Source organism: Paenibacillus lupini, assembly GCF_011761355.1.
In the GTDB taxonomy this organism is placed as follows: Bacteria; Bacillota; Bacilli; order Paenibacillales; family Paenibacillaceae; genus Pristimantibacillus; species Pristimantibacillus lupini.
The window spans coordinates 477,588-496,891 of sequence record NZ_JAASRW010000005.1; the positions used below are offsets into that span (position 1 = coordinate 477,588).

General features: G+C 46.9%; 15 protein-coding genes. 8 read left to right on the forward strand and 7 right to left on the reverse strand.

The annotated features are described in order from the left end of the window. The first annotated feature begins 15 nt into the window (after positions 1 to 15). On the forward strand, positions 16 to 873 hold the full coding sequence (locus FHS17_RS18615; RefSeq protein ID WP_167279919.1) for a TolB family protein: 858 nt from the start codon (positions 16 to 18) through the stop codon (positions 871 to 873). Between the two features lie 67 nt (positions 874 to 940). Here FHS17_RS18615 and FHS17_RS18620 read toward each other — a convergent pair whose 3' ends face one another. The 4 genes from FHS17_RS18620 to FHS17_RS18635 all read right to left on the reverse strand — a co-directional run bounded on the left by FHS17_RS18620 (position 941) and on the right by FHS17_RS18635 (position 5,891). Continuing rightward, positions 941 to 2,137 (reverse strand): Ger(x)C family spore germination protein, encoded by a 1,197-nt coding sequence (locus FHS17_RS18620; RefSeq protein ID WP_167279920.1) that lies wholly within the window; start codon positions 2,135 to 2,137, stop codon positions 941 to 943. Further along, positions 2,130 to 3,233: a GerAB/ArcD/ProY family transporter gene (locus tag FHS17_RS18625; protein WP_167279921.1), complete on the reverse strand. Its 1,104-nt coding sequence runs from the start codon at positions 3,231 to 3,233 to the stop codon at positions 2,130 to 2,132. Before FHS17_RS18625 ends, FHS17_RS18620 begins: the two co-directional genes overlap by 8 nt. Positions 3,234 to 3,255: 22 nt before the next feature. Continuing rightward, positions 3,256 to 4,884, reverse strand: coding sequence for a spore germination protein (locus FHS17_RS18630; RefSeq protein WP_167280078.1), 1,629 nt, complete (start codon positions 4,882 to 4,884; stop codon positions 3,256 to 3,258). A gap of 98 nt (positions 4,885 to 4,982) precedes the next feature. Beyond that, positions 4,983 to 5,891 (reverse strand): LysR family transcriptional regulator, encoded by a 909-nt coding sequence (locus FHS17_RS18635; RefSeq protein WP_167279922.1) that lies wholly within the window; start codon positions 5,889 to 5,891, stop codon positions 4,983 to 4,985. Positions 5,892 to 6,059: 168 nt separating this feature from the next. On the opposite strand from FHS17_RS18635, the gene FHS17_RS18640 reads away from it, so the two are divergent. The 3 genes from FHS17_RS18640 to FHS17_RS18650 are packed head-to-tail and all read left to right on the forward strand — an operon-like array spanning position 6,060 to position 9,974. After that, the gene (locus FHS17_RS18640) at positions 6,060 to 7,190 is read left to right on the forward strand and encodes an ABC transporter substrate-binding protein (protein WP_167279923.1); all 1,131 of its coding nucleotides are present in this window, start codon (positions 6,060 to 6,062) and stop codon (positions 7,188 to 7,190) included. Between the two features lies 1 nt (position 7,191). Further along, positions 7,192 to 8,889, forward strand: coding sequence for an ABC transporter permease subunit (locus FHS17_RS18645; protein ID WP_167279924.1), 1,698 nt, complete (start codon positions 7,192 to 7,194; stop codon positions 8,887 to 8,889). Further along, positions 8,886 to 9,974 (forward strand): ABC transporter ATP-binding protein, encoded by a 1,089-nt coding sequence (locus FHS17_RS18650; protein ID WP_167279925.1) that lies wholly within the window; start codon positions 8,886 to 8,888, stop codon positions 9,972 to 9,974. The genes FHS17_RS18645 and FHS17_RS18650 overlap by 4 nt, the downstream gene beginning before the upstream one ends. Before the next feature lie 75 nt (positions 9,975 to 10,049). Here FHS17_RS18650 and FHS17_RS18655 read toward each other — a convergent pair whose 3' ends face one another. From FHS17_RS18655 to FHS17_RS18665, 3 genes are all read right to left on the reverse strand, one after another. Beyond that, the gene (locus FHS17_RS18655; protein WP_167279926.1) at positions 10,050 to 10,724 is read right to left on the reverse strand and encodes a cupin domain-containing protein; all 675 of its coding nucleotides are present in this window, start codon (positions 10,722 to 10,724) and stop codon (positions 10,050 to 10,052) included. Between the two features lie 81 nt (positions 10,725 to 10,805). After that, positions 10,806 to 12,044, reverse strand: a complete 1,239-nt coding sequence (locus FHS17_RS18660) for an oxalate decarboxylase family bicupin (protein ID WP_167279927.1) — start codon at positions 12,042 to 12,044, stop codon at positions 10,806 to 10,808. A 111-nt stretch (positions 12,045 to 12,155) separates the two neighbouring features. Beyond that, complete coding sequence (locus FHS17_RS18665) at positions 12,156 to 13,037, reverse strand: pirin family protein (RefSeq protein WP_167279928.1); 882 nt, start codon at positions 13,035 to 13,037, stop codon at positions 12,156 to 12,158. A gap of 442 nt (positions 13,038 to 13,479) precedes the next feature. Here FHS17_RS18665 and FHS17_RS18670 point away from each other — a divergent pair, with 442 nt between their 5' ends. From FHS17_RS18670 to FHS17_RS18685, 4 genes are read left to right on the forward strand one after another with little or no spacing between them, the layout of a single operon-like run. Then, on the forward strand, positions 13,480 to 13,776 hold the full coding sequence (locus tag FHS17_RS18670) for a hypothetical protein (protein ID WP_167279929.1): 297 nt from the start codon (positions 13,480 to 13,482) through the stop codon (positions 13,774 to 13,776). A gap of 29 nt (positions 13,777 to 13,805) precedes the next feature. After that, entirely contained in the window at positions 13,806 to 15,701 is a 1,896-nt protein-coding gene (locus tag FHS17_RS18675) for a putative thiazole-containing bacteriocin maturation protein (protein WP_167279930.1), read from the forward strand. After that, entirely contained in the window at positions 15,698 to 17,638 is a 1,941-nt protein-coding gene (locus tag FHS17_RS18680) for a TOMM precursor leader peptide-binding protein (RefSeq protein WP_167279931.1), read from the forward strand. The genes FHS17_RS18675 and FHS17_RS18680 overlap by 4 nt, the downstream gene beginning before the upstream one ends. A gap of 56 nt (positions 17,639 to 17,694) precedes the next feature. Continuing rightward, positions 17,695 to 19,275, forward strand: a complete 1,581-nt coding sequence (locus FHS17_RS18685; protein WP_167279932.1) for a SagB family peptide dehydrogenase — start codon at positions 17,695 to 17,697, stop codon at positions 19,273 to 19,275. Positions 19,276 to 19,304: the final 29 nt, after the last annotated feature.

Consider the following 19,304-nt stretch of genomic DNA (forward strand, 5'->3'; position numbering starts at 1 on the left):
AAAGGAGTAATGTTCATGGCCGAAACGGCAGGCATCACCAGCTTTCTTGAGACAGTGAATGTAGAGTCAGGCGAGCGCCGCAATCTGGCGCAATTTGATTATTTGATTGAAGCACCTAACTGGACAAGCGATGGCAAGACACTTATTTATAACAGCAAGGGCCGGATCTATAGTTTTGATATGGTTTCAGGTGAAAGTAAAGAGATTTATTCTTCATTTGCTGTTCATTGCAATAACGATCATGTCCTCTCTCCTGATAACTCGGAACTGGCTGTGAGCCATCATACGAAGGAAGATGGACAGTCTCGTATTTATATTTTCCCTCTAGAGGGTGGAGATCCTGTATTGGTTACGCCAATGGGACCTAGCTATCTGCATGGTTGGTCGCCTGATGGACGTACACTTGCTTATTGTGCGGAACGAAAAGGCCAATATGATATCTATACAATTCCGGCGATTGGCGGCGAAGAAGTACAGCTGACGAATACGCCTGGTCTTGATGATGGTCCAGAATATTCGCCGGATGGCGAATATATCTGGTTCAACTCGGTTAGAACGGGTCTGATGCAGGTATGGCGGATGAAGGCAGATGGCAGCGAGCAGACACAAATGACGTTTGATGAGAGCAACAGCTGGTTCCCACATGTATCTCCTGATGGTCAGACCGTAGCGTATATTACATACCGCAAAGGCGATGTTGAACCAGGTGATCACCCGGCGAACAAGCATGTGGAGATCCGACTTATGCCAAGTGGTGGCGGCGAATATCGGACGCTTGTCCAGCTGTTTGGCGGGCAAGGGACAATCAATGTGAACTCCTGGTCACCAGACAGCAAGCAGCTTGCTTTTGTAAGCTATCAATTGGGAAATTAGTATCATGGGGAAAGCCGCCTACTGTCTGATGTGAGGATGACAGCAGGCGGCTTTTTTTGTAAACAGCTTATTCTGTTTCAGTAATGGAACCAAAATCCGTAACACTTATATCGTAGGTGAAGTTAACCTCTGAACGGCTGAACGTATCATCCCAATCATCCTCCACCTGCTTCCAGACGGAAGGATACACAATAGCAAGCCGATTACCGAATCCGGCAACATCTACTTTATATTTGGATTGCAGCTTATTCATTAGTGCTTGTACCATTTTGGCAAATTTCTCTTCAATGATCTTACTGGTTTTCTCCGCATAGTAATTTGTTGAAGGAATGTTGTTTTTGTTCCAGGTTTCAATGAGGCGTCCTTCCACAGCGAGATGTACCTTAAAGGATATTTTTCCTTCATCCACATGGGGGCTAATTTTACTTTTTATAGATTTGATTTCGTAAGTTAACGGCTGGTTGTCCCAGTCGTAGGCTTTAATCGCTCCGGCTTTCCCTTTGTTAGTAATCCAAGCTAGACATTCCGCATCTTCCTGATTTAAGTTTCCGATCCAATGACCGGAAGATCCTTTGATGATGCCAGCCCCGGAAAATTCGATTTGCCCACCTCCTGACACAAGGTTCTGCAGAACAAAGCTTCTTTTAGTTTTCATCAATGCATCTAGTTTGGATAGAGTAACGAAATCAAGCACTTTGCTGGTTCTCATTTGATTTCGGTACATGCCTGTAATATGAAATGAAGGTATTTCATTGGGTTCACTAGATTCAAGTGTTTCCTTGGCATCTCCCTGACTGATATACACTTTGGTACTGGGACGAATATCGTTGTCGCGCAGGACAAAGTCAGACATCTGCTCGATTGTTTGCTTTCTTAGCAATTTAGAGGAGATGACAATGACCTTAAGATGGTGTCCGATAATTGGCCGGTCGAGACGGATGGAGAACTGGCGGAAAATTTCCAGTATGGAATCACCACTGCCAGAGACATTTAGATAAGGTTTTTTTGTACTACCTGTATTATTTTTGTCTTTTGTGCCTACGGTTTTCATCGGAACAATCTGGATGGTGGTCATTACCTTGTTGTGCTTGGAATACTCCGCGCCTTTCGCTTCGAATTCCTCCTCGATAGGAGCTGGCTGTCCAATATCAAGTGCCATGCCGGTGTACATCGCAAGATCTTCGATTTCTTTACTGCTCCAACAGCCGGTCAATACGAAAGGAAGGAGAAGATACAAAAATATCATTTTATATGATCTATACATGTTGTTTTAATCCCTTTTTTCGTATGATCCAGATGAACGAGAGCAGAACCGGCAGCAGCAGAAATAGTGTTAGTCCCATGGTACCTATAGCATCACCGAGGGCAAATACATCTTGAATACTTTTGGGAACCATAGCCGCGAGGAAGATCAATGGAACCATAACATAGATGACAGAAGTAATGGAGAATTTAAATAATTGAGATACCCCGAGAGAGGCTTGGAAAAAGAAACTGCAGAAATTGCAGAACATTTGCATCAGCCAAATCACCATTAACGGAAACTCCAATCGCTCCACAAAAAAACCAGTATATTCAAAGCTCCTAATTAAGTCTATAGTTGGCCAGGTGCTGGTGATTACGGCATCTGCGGTGAGACCTCCAATTACGAAGACGATCGTCAGAAAATAAAGGGCGAACGGTATCGCAATACCTCCCATCATCGCTTTGACTGCCTGGTGGGGATGCTGCATAAAGGCAACAAGTGTCATGACAACCTCGCAGCCTGTATATACCAGAACAGATGACTTTAAGCCATGAAGGACCGGGAGGACGCCGCTGCCAAGAACAGGGCGCAAATTGTTAATATCGAATAAACGAAGGCTAAATCCGTAAGAAGCGAGCAGCACCAATATAGTGATCGGGAAAATGATTTGAAAAACCCGGGCGATAGAATTAATACCACCTAAGACCAGATAAGTACCTACCCAAATAAATGGCAGAATAACAGCCCAGATTGGCGTACCTTCCAGCAGAAAAAACAGTGTAACCTCTGCGAGAGATCGGATCTCAAAGCCTGCGATCAGAATAAAATAAACAACTAGCAACAGACACAGTACTTTGCTGGGAAACTTCCCGGCAATTCTGCCTGCATACTGAAAGACTGTTTGTCCCGGAAACTGTTGAGATAATTTGACCATAAGCAGTATGGCAAGCATGACGATTATACCGCCGAGCAAAATAGTGAGCCAAGAATCAGGAGTCTTCATATCTTGGGTAATGCTGCGTGGCATGGTGAGAATTCCGGCGCCAAGCACCGTATTCGTTAGGAAGACACCAGCTTGTGAAGTCGTGATTTTATCATCTGTACGATTGAACAAGGTGATCCTCCTAACGTGATTATTATGATTTTCGTTTGCTGTCCTTTGTCTTCAGCATAGCCGGTCTTCGCTTCATCAGGGAGAGAGGGGCACGGAAAAAGAGATCCTTCCAGTCCGTTGCCCGAAATGGAGATGCTGGAGTTAGATAAGGAACACCAAAGCTCTTTAATTTGGTCAGGTGACTGCACAATAACAAGAAGAACAGGATCGTTCCGAACATCCCGAGGAACGCTGCGAACATCATACTTACAAATCGCAGGAGGCGAAGGGTGACTCCAGCGCTGTAAGTTGGAATCGAAAAGGAAGAGATTGCTGTTACCGCTACAACGATGACGAGGAAGGGACTAACAATGCCTGCTTGAACGGCGGCGTCGCCGATAATGAGGCCGCCGACAATGCCCATGGCAGGTCCAATTGGCTTCGGCAATCGAATCCCCGCCTCCCGCAATATTTCAATTGAAACTTCAAGGATGAGAACTTCAATCAGCGCGGGAAATGGAACGCCTTGCCTTGTCTCAATAATGGATATTGCTAGTTCCGTCGGAATCAGACCGGGGTGAAAGGCGATCAACGAAATATAGAGCGCAGGGCCCATTAAGGCCACGAAGGCAGCGCCAAAACGCAGCATCCGCAGCAGTGAGCCTGGAATCCATCGCTCATAATAATCCTCGGGTGTTTGTAAAAGCATGCTGAAGGTAACGGGAACGATTAAAGCAAAAGGTGTCCCGTCCAGCAAAATAGCAATTCGTCCTTCGAGCAAAGCATTGATAACACGGTCGGGACGTTCTGTATTCTGAACCTGTTGAAAAGGGCTTAAATAGTTATCTTCGATTAATTGTTCAATGTAACCGGAATCGGCAAGGAAGTCTGAATTCAGGTTGTTGACTCGAGTCTGAACCTCCTGAAGCAGATCAGGATTAACGATATCCTTCATGTAGGCAATTACAAGATCCTTCTGTAAGCGAGTACCTACGAGATAGCTTTTCATTTCCAATTGGTCACTGAAACCTTGGCGGCGCAGCATAGACGTATTTTCGCTTAATACCTCGGAGAAACCAAGTCTTGGACCTCGAATCAACGCTTCAGAGACAGGCTCATCAATCGAGCGGTTAGCCCCGTTTGGAAACTCTATCAGCAGGCCATGCGGCATGCCTTCGATAAGTAGACCAGCATGTCCGAACAGTACAGAGCGATTAAAGTTGTCGATATCGGAAATAGTGGACAAGCTGCTGAATGGAAGCAAATCCTCAGCTTTGCTCGGTTCAGCCAGAACATCGCCTGTTGCCTTAAACATTAAGAATTCCATCATCTTCATATTAAGAATGCGTTCATTTTGCATGCCATCTACGCAAAACAGTGTTCCTCGTGCATTCAGCTTTGTAAGCGGGAATTCTCTGGTATGCAAGTCGCTGTTGCTGCCAATTTTCGAAAGGATAGCTTGTAAATCGGTTTGGTAATCCCCACTGAAAGGTGTGGCGGCACGCGTAGATTCTAAAGTTTGACTGACCTTATTAGTGTCAAGGTTCTTTCCAGTTCCAACAAAAGAATGAAGCGTTTTATAGATCCTTGTTGCCAAGATCGGTACGAGGAGCGCAATAAGAGCCTGACAAAAAACGATCCAGTCCGGGATATGATGAGCGATGGAAGACAGGAAAGACAAGGATGTATTCCTCCCTAAGCTGCTGCATTTAACTTGTGTCTTTCAAGTTTTCCAATGTTTGCTTGATTTTAGTCAGAAAGCAATAACAATTAACCGGAAGTCGTTAAGTGGTCAAGGCAGGAAAGCTTCATATATTGGATAAATGTCCGTACATGATAGGCCATCATATCTTCCTTCCGATAAGCCAGACAAATATGGCGCTGCTGAACTTTACCAGGTAAATCGCGAAGGACAAGCTCCTTTGACTCTACTTCTCTTGTTACACTCCGCCATGGAAGAATACCAACACCAATGCCATGTTTGACAGATTCCTTGATCGTCTCAATAGCACCAAGCTCCATGCCAACCTGCCATTGCAGCCCGTTTTCTCTAGCCCACAGATCGGACAGCTCTCTGGAAGTCGAGCCATGCTCATGCAAAAGGAAGGACTGCGTTCTAAGATCCTCGATTGTAATGTGCTCTTGCAAGGTGAGCGGATGGTTAGAGGGAAGAACCAGCTTTAGATCATCATCTGCAAGCGGGATAATCTCGACGTCATCCATCGGACGTACGATTAATGATACAATCGCGACATCAATGTCGAATTCCTTTAGCAGCTTCATGACGGTTCCGGCTTTCTTTACCGTCATTTGCGGCATCACTTTCTCATAACTCGCTTGAAAAGCAGCCAAATAAGGCGGAAGGAAATACGTGGCAGGCGTGTAACTGGCGCCTATTTTTAATTGTCCACGTCCTTGCTCCCGATGCTCCTTCATCAGTTGGCTGGATTCATCCAGCAGAGCACAGATCCGTTTAGCATAAGGAAGCAGCGTTTGTCCCGCATCGGTTAGACGCAGCTGCCGGGGGTGTTTATAGAACAGCTCCACACCTATTGTTTCCTCTAGTTTTTTCAAATGAAAGCTTACGGTTGGCTGCTTGAGCTGAAGCTCAGCGGCTACCTCTGTTAAGGTGGATAGACGTGCTGCATGTGCAAATACGCGTAGCTGCTGGATATTCATCTGGGGTTCATCTCCTCATCTCTTCTTGCCATACTATAGATAATTTCGATGAACCTATCAATATGGATAGATGTTATTTAATGTAATCTTATCATTCGCTTAATCTTCCATTTACAAAACCTCGTTAATCTGAGAATGAAAGAAGAAGATACTGGAGGGGTAAGAGAAATGGTAAACGGATATAAAATGAAGGGTCTTATGCTTGTCAGTGTTCTGATGGCAACAGCAGCACTGTCGGCATGTGGCAACAACAGCAATAATGAGGCGAATACAGCAGCAGCTGCTAATGCTGCTGCAACTACAGAAGCAAGCACGGAGCCAACGGTCGATGCCGCTGCGGAAAGCCCGGCTGCAGATACAGCAGACAAGAGTGAGCCGCTTGTTGTGTATTTGAACGACTTTGATGATATCGTAAAACCAATGTTCGAAGAGAAAACAGGCTACAAGCTGGAGATCGTCTCCGGTAATGGGGCAGAAATCGCTTCCCGGATCGAAGCGGAGAAAGGCAATCCGCATTGGGATGTTGTATGGATGGACTCGATGCCTACCATTGACCAAATGGGCAAAAACGGACAGCTTTTGGACAGCTGGGCACCAGGCAATCTGGACGGCTTGACGGACTTTGCGAAAGGTCTTGTTCCAGCTAACAACACTTACTTCCCAACAGGTGAACATGCTGCATCCGTTATCGTGTATAACACGAAAGCCTTTGATGCAAACAGCGCTCCAAAAACATGGGATGACCTGCTTGATGCCAAATTCAAAGGTGCAGTAGGTATGGCCGACCCAGCTGTAGCAGCACCAGCTTATCCGTTTGTAGCATGGTTCTTCCAATCGGAAGGTATGGATAAAGGCAAAAGCTATTTTGACAACCTGCTCAAAAATGATGTGCATGTGTATCCGAAAAACCCTAACGTAGCAAAAGCACTAACTGATGGCGAGATCAAAGCAGCAGCTTTGCAAGAGAGTAATGCTTACACCCTCAAAAATGCTGGTGAGCCGGTTGATATTATTTGGCCAGCTGAAGGTGCTCCTGCATCGGTGCGTGTAGCGGCGATTCAAAAAGAATCCAAGCATCTGGATGCTGCTAAAGCATTTGTTGAATTCCTGCTTGATCCGGCAACCCAGCAGGCATTGATTGATAAAGGTGATGAAAGCTACTTCGAACCATCCGTAAAAGGAGTTAACGCGAAGGCTGATCGTGCGGCAGATGCGAAGCTGGTTGTGGCAGAAGCGGGTTGGGCTGGCGAGCATGAAGGCGAGATTAAACAATGGTTTGCAGACAAAGCGGTAAAATAACGTGAGGTTCCGATACCCATCACAAGGAAACCGGACTGGCTGGCTCGTGCTGGCCGTCCTTTTCCTACTTATATTACTGCCGCTAATTGCTGTTGTGATCCAAGTACTCCTGCCGGGAGTATTTTTTGGTCGTTTGAAGCTCGGGAATTTATCACTGCTGCTTGATGTGTTCCGCCGGCCGCTATGGTATGTGTCATTAAAAAACTCCGTTACTCTGGGAATAGGCTCTACGGTGCTGGGGACGATTGTTGGGACAGCCATTGCCATGGCCCGTGCCAATTGGGCATTCCGCGGTGCACGGCTGCTGGATTTTGCGGTATGGATTCTGATCATTACACCATCATTCATACTAGCACAAGGCTGGGTTATGTTTGCATCAGCCGATGGACTTGCTGCACAGTGGTTTGGCTGGCATAGTCTGCACTCGTTTATTTTCCAGCCAATTGGACTTATTTTCGTCATGACACTTAGTAAGTTTCCGCTTGCTTATTTGACGGTCTATTCCGCCTTGGAGTGGAGAGTTGACCGGCTTAGTGAGGCAGCGCGTTTATCCGGAGGATCGAGATGGACGGTATGGCGGACGATTGAAGCTCCGCTGCTGCTTCCAGCTATTTGCTCTGGTGCGATGCTTGTCTTTATGGATACCGTGGGCGACTTTGGTCTGCCGGCATCGATTGCAACGATTTTCCGATTTCCGACATTGCCATACTCGATTTATTCGGCTCTGTATACATCACCGATCCGGTTCGATATGGCCGGGGCGTTATCCTTCTATCTCGTACTCTTAATTGCACTTGCGATGAGCGTTCAGCTGTATGCGATGCGCAAATCCCGGTACGATTTCTTATCATCACGGGCGACTCGATCAGAACCGAAGAAGCCGCGTAAAGGCGGGATTTATCTCGTTATCGGCAATATCGTTTTCCTTGCTGTTGTGATTGGTATTCCATTTGGCTCCAACCTGCTCACGTCTATATCCGGCAGTTCATCCGCAGGCAAAGGGCGGGAGCTGACGCTAGAATATTATAAAGCTTTGTTCGGCGGAGATAATGACACCTTGCTCGAAGGGCTTGCTCATTCCCTCGAGATTGCTGCAGTTGCGGCTGTTATTGGTCTACTGGTTGGCTTCCTTGTCGCATATGTTCTGACCTATTCGCAGTTTAAGCTTCGCAAGACGATTGATGTGATTTCGCTTGTGTCACTGGCTGTGCCAGGAATTGTGCTTGGGATCGGCTACATTTTCATCTGGAATCAAGCATGGCTGGAGAAAATCGGGCTCTTGCTGTACGGCACGCCATGGATTCTTATCCTGGCTAGTGTAGCGGGGGTTATCCCGGTCATTACGAGGGTTGTTGTTGGAGCGATGGCCAAGGTGCCAAGGCAATTATTGTCTGCAGCGCAGATGCAGGGTGCTTCCTTCCACCAGCGGATCATTTCCATCCTTGTTCCTCTAATTAAAGGAGCGCTTCTCTATGCGGGACTTGCCGCGTTTGGCGCAAGCGTGTTTGATCTGGCGATCTCCTCCATCTTGTATCCGCCTAACTTCATGACACTTCCAGTTGTCATTAACAAGGCGTTCGAAGATTTACAGTTTGGATACGCGGCAGCTGCCACGCTGACGGGCGGAGGCATTGTTATTCTCATTATTGCTGTGATGGAGCTGCTCATAAAACCTTCAAGAAAGCGAGTAAAACAATGACCAACACAATATTAGAAGTCGAACGGCTGGGGAAATCGTATGGCGGCTCTCATATGGCTTTGCGGGACATCAATTTCTCCGTCAAGCAGGGCGAAATTATTAGTGTGCTTGGACCTTCCGGCTGCGGCAAATCAACCTTGCTTCAGCTTATCGCAGGGTTGCAGCAGCCAGATGAGGGAGAAATCCGTCTGCGTGGAACAACAGTGGCAACGGTATCGCGATTAGTTCCTCCAGAAAAGCGCGGGATCAACATGGTGTTTCAAGACTATGCTTTATGGCCACATATGACGATTTACGATAACATTGCTTATGGTTTACGCAGGCAAAAGATCCCTGCAGCCGCAATCCGCGAACAAATCGCGGAGCTGGTTGCTCTGCTGCATCTGGAAGGTCTTGAGGATCGGCTTCCGCCGCAATTATCCGGCGGTCAGCAGCAGCGTGTTGCGATTGCGCGAGCGTTAGCGACTAAGCCTGATTTACTGCTGCTTGATGAACCATTGTCTAATTTGGACATGAGGCTCCGTATCGAGATGCGTTCCGAGATGGCTTACTTGTTCCGTCAGCTTGGTACGACAGTATTCCATGTGACCCATGATCCAGACGAAGCGTTTGCGATGGCCGATCGTCTTATGATTATGCGTGCCGGCGCTGTTGATCAGATCGATCGTCCGCAAGTTTGTTATGACCGGCCGGCGACTTTGTCAGCTGCCATGCTGCTTGGTGCAGGCAATCGATTAAAGAGTAAGCTTGTCCGGCATGGTGAGCATGCGACGGTTCGAATTGCCGAGCATGTGATTGTTGGTATTTCGCCTGGTTATTCGAAAGCGGAAGGAGCAGAGGCTGTTGATCTGCTGTTCCGTCCGGATTCAGCGATTTGGCAGTCCATCCCTTCGACGAAAGCCAATCATCTGCCTGTCCATATTCTTCATAGTGTATTTGAAGGTAAACGTTGGAGGGTGCTGGCGAAGACCACAGATGGTCAGCCGATTTCGTTCCTAAATGACGATTATTTGGATGCGGGTATGGAAGGCAGCCTGCATATCAGCGCATCAGATGCTTTTGTATTCCCGCAGCAGTCAGCGTAAAGCTTAAAATGAAAGAGACAGTTGTACCAAACCGCTCGAGAGCGGCGTGGTACAACTCTTTTTTAACACCACATATTAGAAAAAATAGTTTGGCTGCTGAAAAAATCCGAATGGCTGCGGATACGGCTGCGGGTATTGCTGTGGATGATGTTGTGGTCCATAGGGGAATTGGGGGTAGGGCTGCTGTTCCTCCTGCTCACGGGGCATGGGCTGCGGCTGGCAATTGGCAGGTGGTCCAATGAAGACTGTCTCAGTAATTGGCGCTAATGTTTCTTTGACCATCTGTTCGTTCAGGCAATAAGTATGGGCGAACACGCCAGGTGGGGTTAGGCGCAGCATATCGGATAACCCAATAAATTCGGGTACAGGAGCGTCAAAGATTGCAAGCAGATGAGTGTTATCGACTGTAGCGATTTCGTAATGCATCCAGCCTTGCGGGATGTTGGCTACTTGGCCGGGTTGAATCGGGAAATTAAGCAATTGTTTGGTGAACGGGTTGATCAGCGATACGACAGCAGAACCCGAAATACAATACACAAGCTCGGTTGCGTTCTGATGGATATGCGGCTCAACAACATTTGATCTGCTGAGGTAAATATCAAGCAAAGATACGTTACCAAGTGTATTTAACTGTTCAATCGACAATGTATTGATGAAGTTGCGGTTGTCTTTTTTGAAAGTTGTATTTTTGTTAACGTCATACCAAAACTGCACATTAGGGGAAGTGAAATCCATATAGGATACCGCCACTAGTTCTCCGCCTTTCTTATAAGGACATAAGGATTAAAGTCTAATGGGATATCCTATGCGTTCGCCCGGTATGACGTTCGTCTATTTCAGGTAAGACTTGCCTGGATACTTGACGACTGGCCACTTTTCCTTACGTAATGCATTCAATAATTCAGGTCCAACATGAAGGTTATCCCGCACAAGATCTTTTGGCGTAAGCGCCATCCATTGGTTCAGGGAAACATCCATAAAACGGTCGCTCTTGAACATTTCAAGGAACCATAAGGATTGATCACCAGTGTTCTGAATGTAATGCCCAAATGCAAATGGGACGTAGCCAACATCCCCAGCCCGATAATCAAATGTTCTGGCAGCTCCGTTGCCGGCAAATACAGTCATTCTTCCTTGTCCGGTCAAATAATACTGCCATTCGTCATTATTAGGATGCCAATGAAGCTCTCTCATTCCGCCAGGTTTGATCTCAACAAGTGCTGCGGCTATTGTCTTTGCAGCGTGGAAGTTGGTTGAATCGGCAATACGTACCGTACCGCCAGGGGTAACAATAGGTGTTTGCGCTAGAAGCCGATATTTGAAGCTTTGTGGAATGGTTCCGTATGGAGAGTGAACCTGCTGGCTTTCAAGTGATCCAGGTACTTCATCTTGAAAAATATAAAGCTGATCCGTTGGAATCGAATCAAAAGCGTTCTCTGGAACGCCAAAATTGGCACATAACACATCCTTTGGTGTATGTGCGAACCAATCGGAGATCGATAAGGTGTTCAGATCAGAGAATTTACCGTCGTCAAATACAAGCAGGAACTCGCAGCCGTGCTCCAGCCCTTGAATGGAATGAGGCAATCCTGCTGGGAAAAACCACAAATCGCCTGCAGCAACGTCAGCAATAAAGTTACGCCCATCCTGGTCAACGGAAGTAATTCTGGCGCTGCCCCAAATCATATACGCCCACTCGGACTGCTGATGCCAATGCAATTCACGTACACCGCCAGGTGTAAGGTACATATTTACGCCTGCAAGTGTTGTGGCGATTGGTAGTTCCCGTACTGTAATCTCACGCGACCAGCCGCCTTGGTTGAGCTGCATATGGGTATCGGAGAACGAAAATTTCAGGTTCGGCACAAGTCCGTTATCGGTCACTGGAGGCCGCAGCATATCGGGATTCTCCAAATCCCGCATAATATCTCGCGGGCCCAGATCAGGACCTCCGGCGTTATCGCTTGGCCGATATGGCTGAGGAACTGCAAAAGGCTCTTCTTGTCCATACTTCTTGTCAGGGGGAGCATTTGAAGCATTGGAATTGCTGCCGGAATTGGAGTCGTTCATACCATTCCCTCCTCATTAAAGGCTATTCAAGCATGCATATGACAGCAGGGTTGGTTATTATGAGGCAGGCTGGCAGAAAAAAGCCGGGCAATCTGCCCGGCGGTCATCGTTTTAGAAATCTGTAGATCCCATTTTTCCATCCTGGAAGTCCACAAAGGCTTGGAATACTTCTTGACGGCTATTCATCACAAACGGTCCTTGCTGAAAGACCGGCTCGTCAATAGGCTCACCGCTCAGGACTATGACAACGGTATCGTCCGTTAAGCCTTTAATCTCTATAGCGCCATCCATATTGGTGAAGAGAATGAAGTCGCCCTCAGCTGCTGCCCTGTCTCCATTGATGACAGCGCTGCCTTTCAGTACCATGGCTGCTGTATTGTAAGTCGCGGGAAGCTCGAAGCTGGCTTTGCCACCAGCTTTGAACGAGATATCGAACAGATTAACTGAAGTGAAGGTTTGGGCAGGGCCGGTTACGCCATTAAAGCTGCCGGCGATGACACGTACCGTGCCGCCGTCATCGGGAAGGTCGGCATATCCCATATCTGTTTTCAGAAGCTCCTGATATTTTGGCGGATGCATTTTGTGCGCGCGGGGGAGATTGACCCACAGCTGAATCATTTGGAACAAACCGCCGCGCTCGGAGAAGCTTTTCTCATGATACTCCTTGTGCAGCAATCCGGAGCCTGCCGTCATCCATTGCACATCGCCGGGGCCGATAATGCCATGGTTTCCTTTGTTGTCATGATGCTCGACATACCCTTCATAAGCAATCGTTACCGTCTCGAAGCCGCGGTGCGGATGTGCGCCAACGCCTTTAACTTGAGTGCTTGGAGGGAATACGAACGGCGCATTATAATCCATCAGAATGAAAGGACTGAAGCGCTGGCCGAAGTTCGTGCCTCCTGGAAAATAGTTGGATACCCGGAAGCCGTCGCCGACCATATGGACCGGAGGTCCTTGAAATACGCCTTCTACTGCACGAAATGTTGTCATGATCAAAGCACCCCTTTATCTGAATGTTGTTGATTAGTGATTATCTTAAAATAAAGATACTATAAAAAAGTAAGTATGTAAAGAGGAGCCTAAACAAAAGAGACGCTAATCATAATAATACTAGGCAGGCTGACAAAAAGGTTAGACCTTTTTGCAGCCTTTTTTTGTGCTTCACTTTTACTCTAGGCAAGTAGGTGAATGGGCTAGTAACACTAGCGGAGGTTTTTTCATACGTATATCTCATGAACGATTATCGGCATATGACCAGTTTGGGCTGTTCTCATTTGCATCTTTGTGGATGCTGGTGATCATCACATGAACATATAACGGAGGCTTACTAAGATGAATGAATTTAAGAACAACCTTCAAAATTTGAATACGGATGCGTTTAAAGCGAGCGGTATGAAGCCGAATGCGGGTCAAGGTCAAGTGGATCCTAATAATGCGCGTCTATGTATCGGCTTTTGCATCGGCTTTTGCGTCGGATTTTGTTCTTGCGGAGGTTGTGGAGGTTGTGCTAGATGTGGAGGCTTTGGCGGCTGCGCACGTTGTGGTGGTGGCTGTGCCCGTTGCGGCGGCTGTGCCCGTTGTCGTTAAAAGTTATCTATTGAATGTAAATACAGGTTCAAGACATCTCTGCAAACGCTTTTGGTTTGCAGAGGTGTCTTTCTATGCATGTGCGGGCATGACGGACAAGTGGCCTTACATACCTTTATTAAGGAAGTCATGTGACGAATAGTTAGATTTCATAAAAAGGAGGAATGAAATTTGGATCCTTCCACGCGTCTTAAAGTGAGAGGCGATACTTTTTTTCTCCCCAGCTCGGACGGAAGTGTCTTTTTCCGCAACAATATTGGTTCATTTCGGATGGAAGGCAGCACCATTGATCAATGGATAGAAAAGTTAATACCTGTATTTAATGGTGAGCATACGATGCATGATTTAACGGATGGATTACCAGAACAACACCGTAATCATGTTTATGAGATTGCAAAAGTATTGTATGCGAACGGTTATGTCCAAGATGTAAGCCAGGATCGTCCGCATCAGCTGCAAGAGAGTATCGTTAAGAAATATAATTCACAAATTGAATTCCTGGACAGCTTTGACGGGTCAGGTGCATTCCGGTTTCAATTGTATCGTCAGTCCAGCGTGCTTGTCGTTGGAACTGGCACTTTTTTGGTTTCTCTTGTCAAGTCATTATTTGAATCCGGCATGCCGCAATTCCACTTTCTAGGCTTGAACATGGAAACGGCGAATCGAACACGGATTTGGGAGCTGGAGCAGTATTATCGGAGGTTTGATTCAGAGGTCAAGGTGGACGAGATCAGCTTGCCGAATAATGCGGTTGTGGATTGGACTTCGATCGTAGAGCCATATGATGCCGTATTGTTCGTCTCGGATCAAGATGGAGAACCGGAGCTAAGATTACTTAATGAAAGTTGCCGACAAAAAAACAAGGTTCTATTGCTGGCAGTTATTTTTGAGCAAGCTGGTCTAGCGGTTCCGCTTTCGTATTCTAACTCGGAGGGTGATTGGGAATCAGCATGGCGCAGAGTCCATCATTCTGCGATTTATAAGGATACAGATTTGCATACGGCTTCGCCTGTTGCGGAAGCGCTGCTCGCTAATGTAATCGTCTTCGAATGGTTGAAAACAGCAGCAGAAGTAACAAAAATAGAGAAAAATAATAAACTGTTTCTACTTAATTTAGAGACGTTGGAAGGGAATTGGCATTCGTTTCTTTCCCATCCATTCGCTCATGGTCACCGATTCATTGAGAGGATCGAAGATATCGAGCTGCAAGCGGGAACGGATGCAGAGAAACGAGTTTCAAGTGAATTGCTGCCTTTCTTCAGTCAGCTAACGTCAACGGAGACAGGCATTTTCCATATTTGGGAGGAAGGGGAGCTAAGACAACTTCCGCTTTCGCAGTGCCGTGTTCAGCCTGTTGATCCACTGTCAGTTGGCCCAGCGCTTCTTCTTCCTGAAATGATTTGCAATGGTTATAAGCATGAAGAGGCACGAAGGGAAGCGGGTCTTCGTGGAATCGAGGCTTACGTGTCGCATATGAATTTTGATGAGATTGTCAGCGTAGGCGCGGGCGAGACGATCCAGGAAGGCGTTTGCCGCGCTTTGCAAAAGTATTTAATGAATGCACGGATAAAGCTGTATGAGACTCAAGAACCGTCAATCACGCCGGTGAAGCTGAGTGATGTAAGTGATGAAAGATGCCGTTATTATATAAATGCTCTAACAACGATGCAAGGGGCACCAACGTTTGGACGGGGGAAGGACGTATTAGGTTTTCCAATTGTATGGTTGCATGCGAATGACCGGTGGTATGATGCCGCCGATCTCAATGTAACCAGGGCACTTCGGAGCGTATTAATGACTGCCCTGTTTGATGCTCAAAACAAAGCTGATCTAATTGCGGGGAAAGTGCATCATGTTGCAGTAAATATAAAAGAATCCAGTATGGACTCTATTTCGATACCCGCATGTGATCCATTCGAGCATCGAGAGGTTCTGCAGATGGCCGTGCAGCAATTAAATCGCATCCACAAGCGTTTGCACGTATTTGACTTAACGCCAGAACCTTTCTTGAGAGAGGGACTGGCGGGCGTATACGGCGTCTCGCTCCGAGAGGTGGTTGAAGAATGAGCGCTATTGTGGCGATTGTAGGCGTAGGTCAGCTTGCGGACTATGTAAACGATATTTTATCCGCAAGTTGTCAGCTTGTAAGAGTGAATGAACTGGCTTCCGAGTTGCCAGAAACGACTGAACTTGCGCTCGTGCTTAGTGATGGCAACGATGCTTCCTCTCATCTTTTCGCAGAGGATGTTTTCAAGAAATCGGGTATTCCGTGGTTGCGCGGGTTTGTCGCATTTGGTGAAGGCGTTATTGGTCCGCTTGTCGTTCATGGGAAGGCAGGCTGCTCGCAATGCGCCGATCTGCGGCGTTTAATGGCTGGAAATGATCGAAAGGACATGTGGGAGCTGCAGCATTTGTTCATGCATGGAGAAGTTTTCCCCGATATTTGGTCTTCTCGCAGCGGACTATTGTATATGGCTCATCTTATTGCAGCAGAAGCCCACAGCTTTCTTATCCGTCATACGTCTCATCTTGAAAATCATATTAAGCTCATACACTTGCAAACGCTCAACAGCTCGGCTCATTTTTTTTTACCGGATCCGCAGTGTACCGTATGTGGGGAAATACCGGATGACACCGCGACAGCTTCGCAAATACAGCTGCAGTCCAGCCCGAAAATCAGTGAAAACAGCTACCGCACCCGTTCAATGGTTGAGTTGAAGGCGGTTCTTTCCCATGATTATCTGGACAATCGCAGCGGCCTTTTGAACGGAAAAATGATTGACCTTATATCGCCATTTGCCGACGCCAGCATCATTTTACCGATGTTCTCAGGGGATGAAGGCTGCGCGGGGCGCACGAATTCTTTCGAGGACAGTGAAATGACAGCGATATTGGAAGGATTGGAACGTTATTGCGGCATCTCGCCGCGAGGGAAGAAGACAGCGGTTCATGACAGTTTCAATCATTTAACAGAGATTGCGCTGGACCCCTCTCGAGTAGGAACACATGACAAGGCGCAGTATGAGCGGCCTGATTTTCCGTTTCAACCCTTTGATCCAAGCAGGAAAATCGATTGGGTGTGGGGGTATTCGTTCTTGCGGGAGAAGCCGATCCTCGTGCCAGAACTGCTCGCTTATTACAGCTCCGGCTGCGGTCACGGCTTTGTATATGAAACCTCGAATGGCTGCGCTATAGGAGGAAGCTTGGAGGAAGCTGTATTTTACGGGATATTGGAGGTTGTGGAACGGGATTCTTTTCTAATGACGTGGTATGCGCAGCTGCCTCTCGCTCCATTAGATCCCTATTCCACGGGTGATCTTGAAATGAACTTAATGGTCCAGCGACTGCGCGATGTCTTCGGTTATGATGTGCATGTGTTCGATTCGACGATGGAGCACGGCATTCCAAGCGTGTGGGTGCTTGCCAAAAACAGAACAAATCAAGGCATAAATATGATTTGCGCCGCAGGGGCGCATCTTGATCCCGTGAGGGCGGCAAAAGGCGCGATTCATGAGATAGCGGGCATGCTGCTTGCGTTTAACGAAAAGTTGGAGGAGAACCGCGGGCAATATCAACAAATGCTGCATGATCCTTTTCTCGTTCGGCAAATGGATGATCACTCCATGTTGTACGGCTTGAAGGAAGCAGAGGAACGTCTGAATTTCCTGCTCGCTAATGATCGTCCGGTCCTCTCGTTTAAAGAAGCTTTTAAACCAAGGGCGAAGCATGCGGATTTAAAAGATGAATTAAACATGTTGATCAAAACTTTCAGTAACCTGAATCTGGAGGTAATTGTTGTTAATCAATCAACCCCAGAGACGCTGAGAAATGGACTTCATTGTGTGAAGGTGCTCATTCCCGGCATGCTTCCCATGACGTTTGGTCAACACCTTGTCCGCTTGACTGGACTGGAGCGGGTACTGCGAATACCAGCAGAGCTGGGCTATGTAAAGGAGCAGCTTAAACAAGAACAACTTAATTGTCATCCGCATCCGTTTCCGTAGGTGTTTCTTCTCGTGTACGCTTTTTTTCCTTGTACTGGAACTTAGGAGGAGGAGAAATGAGTCTGAAGGCATTTTTGCACCAACTGCAATACGACCCTGACAAAACGAAACCACAAGATGTGGAGGTTGATTGGGAGGACGCGCCTCTGCCGTATAAGTTATATCGTCATTTGCCTGTATTTCCTCTCGCTTCCGATGTTCCGCTAGAACTAACGGGCAAGCAAGGGCAAGAGAAACCAACCCTTCGGGATATCGGGTATTTTCTTTGGTACACCTTCGGTCTGGCACAGCTTAGTCAATCTGTTATGGAGCAATATACGGGGGAGGAATGGGAAAGCTCATTGCAGCTTTGCAGACGATTTGTTCCTTCAGGCGGAGGCCTTTATCCGAGCGAAATTTATTTGTATTTGAAGCTGGAGGAATTGCCTTATGGGATTTATCATTATGATGCGGCTCATCATCGTTTGATTTTATTGCGTGAAGGTCAATTTGATTCCTATGTGGGCAAGGCCTTAGCTAATCGCTGCGACGTAACAAGCTGCTTCGCGGTTGCTTTTGTTTCGACTGTATTTTGGAAAAACTTTTATAAATACAATAATTTCTCGTATCGTTTGCAGGGGCTGGACGCAGGTTTGTTAATAGGCCAGCTCCTTGAGGTGGCGAAGCGTTTTGACTTCGAGGCGGGAGTGTACTTTCAGTTTCTTGACCGTGCCATCAACCATTTGCTTGGATTATCTGAAGCAGAGGAAAGTGTATATGCTGTAATTCCGCTTGTGGTAGATTCAAGCATGGAATGGTTCTGCAATGACATTAGCAATAAAAATCGGATGTCGTCAGCAGAATTATGCAATGAGCTTCCAATCATTAAGCACGATCACTATATGCGTTCAAAAAAAGTATTGGACTATCCAATGCTGACCAAGCTGAACGAAGCGTCCATACTGGGTTCCACCCTTTCATTTAAACAGCTAGGAAGGGAGCAAAAGGTAGTCTATCAAAGCGATAATTACACTTTGCCTCAAGTAAATAGACTGACGTATGATTTAGCAGAGGTGTGCAGGCAGCGATATTCGCCGGAAAATGAATTTGTATTAGAAGCAGTGAGTCAGTCGGATTTAGCGGCACTATTGCAAGAGATTATGATTTCCTATCACTATCGAAATGATCTGGATGGTTCGATCCGCAGTCCAATGCCTCGCGTAAAACTATATGGCTGCTTTTATGGCGTTGAAGGAATTCGTAATGGTGCCTATCAATATGACAATATAGCACATGCGTTGCAGCTTGTTAGGGCTGGTGATCATAGGCCATGGCTTCAGAATGGGATGTCCTTGGATAATGTGAACTTATTCCAGGTACCGCTGAGCTTCCATGTGACGGGCGATCTGGGGCATCATCATGCCGAGCTTGGTTACCGCGGCTATCGGATTCAACAAATGGAAACGGGGATGTTGGTTCAGCGCTTGCTGCTTGCTGCCTGTGCATCCGGAATGGAAGGACGTCCGCTGCTTGGATTTGACGTTAATTCCATGAATGAGCTTTATGGATTGACCCCGCTCAGACAAACGAGCTTGATCCAAATCCCGATCGGCCCCTGTCGGGGTCGTTCGCGGCTTGAGGGCAGTTTATCACAATAAATGATTTTGAAATAAAAGAGTAGATTGAA